Source organism: Kocuria sp. CCUG 69068 (assembly GCF_020833785.1).
Classification (GTDB): domain Bacteria; phylum Actinomycetota; class Actinomycetes; order Actinomycetales; family Micrococcaceae; genus Kocuria; species Kocuria rosea.
The window spans coordinates 1-3,462 of record NZ_PDDL01000185.1; the positions used below are offsets into that span (position 1 = coordinate 1).

3 protein-coding genes are annotated in these 3,462 nt (G+C 75.3%); 1 reads left to right on the top strand and 2 read right to left on the bottom strand.

Translation table 11 applies throughout. The features are described from left to right. On the bottom strand, positions 1-1,234 hold a 1,234-nt coding region (locus CRM73_RS18575; RefSeq protein ID WP_370658574.1), incomplete at its 3' end, for an alpha/beta fold hydrolase. Positions 1,235-1,305: 71 nt separating this feature from the next. Further along, the gene (locus CRM73_RS18580; protein ID WP_035929796.1) at positions 1,306-2,331 is read right to left on the bottom strand and encodes a 3-oxoacyl-ACP synthase III; all 1,026 of its coding nucleotides are present in this window, start codon (positions 2,329-2,331) and stop codon (positions 1,306-1,308) included. A gap of 324 nt (positions 2,332-2,655) precedes the next feature. Here CRM73_RS18580 and CRM73_RS18585 point away from each other — a divergent pair. Beyond that, positions 2,656-3,462, top strand: an 807-nt coding sequence (locus tag CRM73_RS18585; RefSeq protein WP_229588718.1) for an AAA family ATPase, incomplete at its 3' end; no start/stop codon positions are given.

Genomic DNA, 3,462 nt, shown 5'->3' on the forward strand with positions numbered 1-3,462 from the left:
GCCCCGCGGCGAGGCGGTCCACGCGGTCGGCGAGCTCCGCCCAGCTCAGGCTCGCCCGCACCGGGGCCGCGTGCGCCCCCGCGCCCGCGTCCCCGGAGGCGGGGGCCATGTCCACGACGGCGAGGCCGAGGTCGGCCCGCCGCGCGTCGAGCTCCGCGGGGAAGGGGACGTGCTCGCCGCGGGAGACGGCGCGCCGCTGCAGGTGCAGCTCGCGGCGGCGGGGGCCGGGGCCGAAGCGGTCCGCGAGCCAGGCCATCACCGGCGTCGCGACGTCCCGGTCCTCGGGCAGCAGGTGCAGGGCTCCCTCGTAGCGGTGGACGTCGGCGTGCGGCATGCGGCGCACGAGGTCCTTCAGGTAGCGCTCCTGGAACACGGGGTCGCCGATGCCCCACAGCAGCAGGGCGGGGACCTCGCGGGCGGCCACGCCGGCGGCGATCTGCTCGTAGCGGGCGTGCGAGGGGTGGTCCGGGGCGGCCGGGATGTCGGCCACGAAGTTGCGGATCGCCTCCCGCCGGGCGCGCGTGGCGTAGGGCGCCCGGTAGGCCGCCCGCACCTCGCGGGACAGGGACGGCTCCGCCAGTGCCAGGGCCACGTCGAGGAAGCTCGTGGTCCGCTCGGTGAGCAGCCCGTGCGCGGCCGGGACCAGTGCCAGCCGCAGCGAGGCGGGGATCCGCTCGGCGTTGTCGTGGTGGACGGCGGTGTTGGTGAGGATCGTGGCGCGGTGGACGTCCTGGTGCTCCAGGGCCCAGCCGGAGGACACGAGCCCGCCCCAGTCGTGGGCGAGGGTCACCACGGGGGCCTCGCTCGCGTCCAGGCCGAGCTCGGCCGTGAGGTCGCCCAGATCGCGGACCCGGTCGTCGAGGCGGCGGAAGAGCCCGGTCCGCTCGGAGAACCCCATGTCGAGCTGGTCCACGGCGATCACCCGCCAGGGGTTCGCGGGGTCCGTCCCGGCGGCCAGCACGTCGCGCCACAGGTAGGACCAGGTGGGGTTGCCGTGCACGGCGAGGACCGTGCCCCGCGGGGTGAGCCCGGCGGCCTCCAGGGAGGCCGCGTTGTCGAGGACGTGCCAGCGGCGCCGCCGGCCGGGGACCGGCTCCACGGGGGCCGTCGAGGCCACCGTGACCGTGCGGGACCACGCCGGGTCCACCCCGGGCAGGGGGACCTCCGTCATGGGCAGCCGCGCCGCGTCCGGCCCTCCGGGCTGCTGGGTCGTGGACGGTCGTGTGCGTGCCATGGTCGTGGGGCTCCTCGAGGGTGCGTCTCGTGCGGGGTGTCTCGGGCGGGCGCGGCGTCAGCGCCGGCGGTTCACCAGTCGATCTCCATGTAGGTCGCGTTGAGCCCGGAGCCCACGCCGAGCAGCAGCACGCGCTCGTCGGGCCGGAGCCGCTCGGCCTCCAGGGCGAGGGTCATCGGCAGCGCGGCGGCCGCGACGTTGCCCCAGAACGGGAAGGTCAGGGGGAACTTCTCCGGGTCGATCCCGACGTCCTGGAACAGCTTGTTGGTGTGGGACATGGAGACCTGGTGGCCGATGTAGCGGTCCATGTCCGCCCAGTCCCAGCCGTCCTCGTGCGCGTCGTGCCACGCGTCCGCGAGCAGTCCCACGCCGTGCTTGAGCAGCCCCGTGGCGTCGGTGTACATGCCGTCGAAGCCCCCGATGCACAGCCCGTGGTGCTCGGTCGCGGACCGGGTCACGGACCCCGCGATGCGGTGGCCCTCCGGGTGCCGGTCGGCGGGGCCGACCACGGCGGCGGCCGCGCCGCAGCCGAGGGTCAGGGTGGCGAACTCGCGCACCACGTCCGCCCGGGTCACGTCCGGGCCCTGCAGCCGCTCGTACGTCTCGCGGTGCCAGGGGGTCGGGTCCTCGCCGGCGACGACGACGGCGTAGTCGATCGCCCCCGCGTCGATCATCGTGGACGCGATCGTGAGCCCGTTGACGAAGCCCAGGCACGCGTTGGTGACGTCGAAGTTCAGGGCGGAGGGGGCCAGGCCGAGCCGGTGGTGCACGGACACCGAGACCGCGGGCTCGTAGCCGTCGCGGGTCACCGAGGCGTTGATCAGGAGCCCCACCTGGTCCGGGCGCACGCCCGCGCGGGCGAGGGCCGCCTCGCCCGCCTCCACGGCGCCGTCGGTGAAGTGGCGCCCGGGGGCCCAGACGCGCCGCTCGTTGACGCCCGCGAGCCGCTCGAGCAGGCCCTTCGGCATCTTCAGCCGGGCGAACGTGTCCGCCAGGACCTCGTCGGCGTGGGACGAGGGCACCACCTCGTCCGCCTCGACCTTGGTGATGGCCAGGAGGGCGGCGTTGCGGTGACGGATCGAGGAATTACCGGTCAAGGTCTCTGGCTTTCGTTAGGGTCTCGCCGACGCCCCGGCCCGCCCACGGAGGGCGCGGTCGCGGGGAGGGCAGGTCGTGCTGGTCGCAGTCAGTCTACCGGCCGGTTCCGCGGCGCCGGCCGGGGCCCGGTCGTTTCTCTGTAGGCTGATCATCTTCTCCGCTCCTCGTCCCCGCTCCTCGTCTCCGCCCGCGCCCGCTCCGGGCGGGCCGGCGCTCCCTCCGGTGCGCGGCGCCCGGCCGGCGGCCGCGGGGCCGTCGGGGCGCGCGAGTACAGTGGTGGCGACCCCCTGCCCGCCACGCCCACCCCAGGAGACCGGACACCCGTGCACCTGAAGACCCTGACCGTGCGGGGGTTCAAGTCCTTCGCCTCGGCCACCACCTTCGAGTTCGAGCCCGGGGTCACCGCCGTCGTCGGCCCCAACGGCTCGGGCAAGTCCAACGTGGTGGACGCCCTGGCGTGGGTCATGGGGGAGCAGGGCGCGAAGTCCCTGCGCGGCGGGAAGATGGAGGACGTCATCTTCGCCGGCACCGCCGGCCGGGCCCCGCTCGGCCGGGCCCACGTGTCGCTGACCATCGACAACGCCGACGGCGCCCTGCCCATCGAGTACTCCGAGGTCACGATCTCGCGCACGCTCTTCCGCTCGGGGGGCTCCGAGTACGCGATCAACGGCCGGCCGTGCCGGCTGCTCGACATCCAGGAGCTGCTCTCCGACTCCGGGCTGGGCCGGGAGATGCACGTCATCGTGGGCCAGGGCCAGCTCGACCGCATCCTGCACGCCACCCCGGAGGAGCGCCGCGGCTTCGTCGAGGAGGCGTCCGGGGTCCTCAAGCACCGGCGCCGCAAGGAGCGGACGCTGCGCAAGCTCGAGGCGATGCAGGCCAACCTCGACCGGCTCGAGGACCTCACCGCCGAGATCCGCCGCCAGCTCACCCCGCTGGGCCGGCAGGCCAGGACGGCCCGGCGTGCCCAGCGGATCCAGCACGACGTCCGCGACGCCCGCGCCCGGCTGCTGGCCGACGACCTCGTGCAGGCCCGCACGAGCCTCGCCGTCGACGAGGACGCCGAGCGCCGGCTGCGCGCCGAGCGCGCCGAGGCCGAGCAGGCCCTCGACACCGGCCGCGCCCGGCAG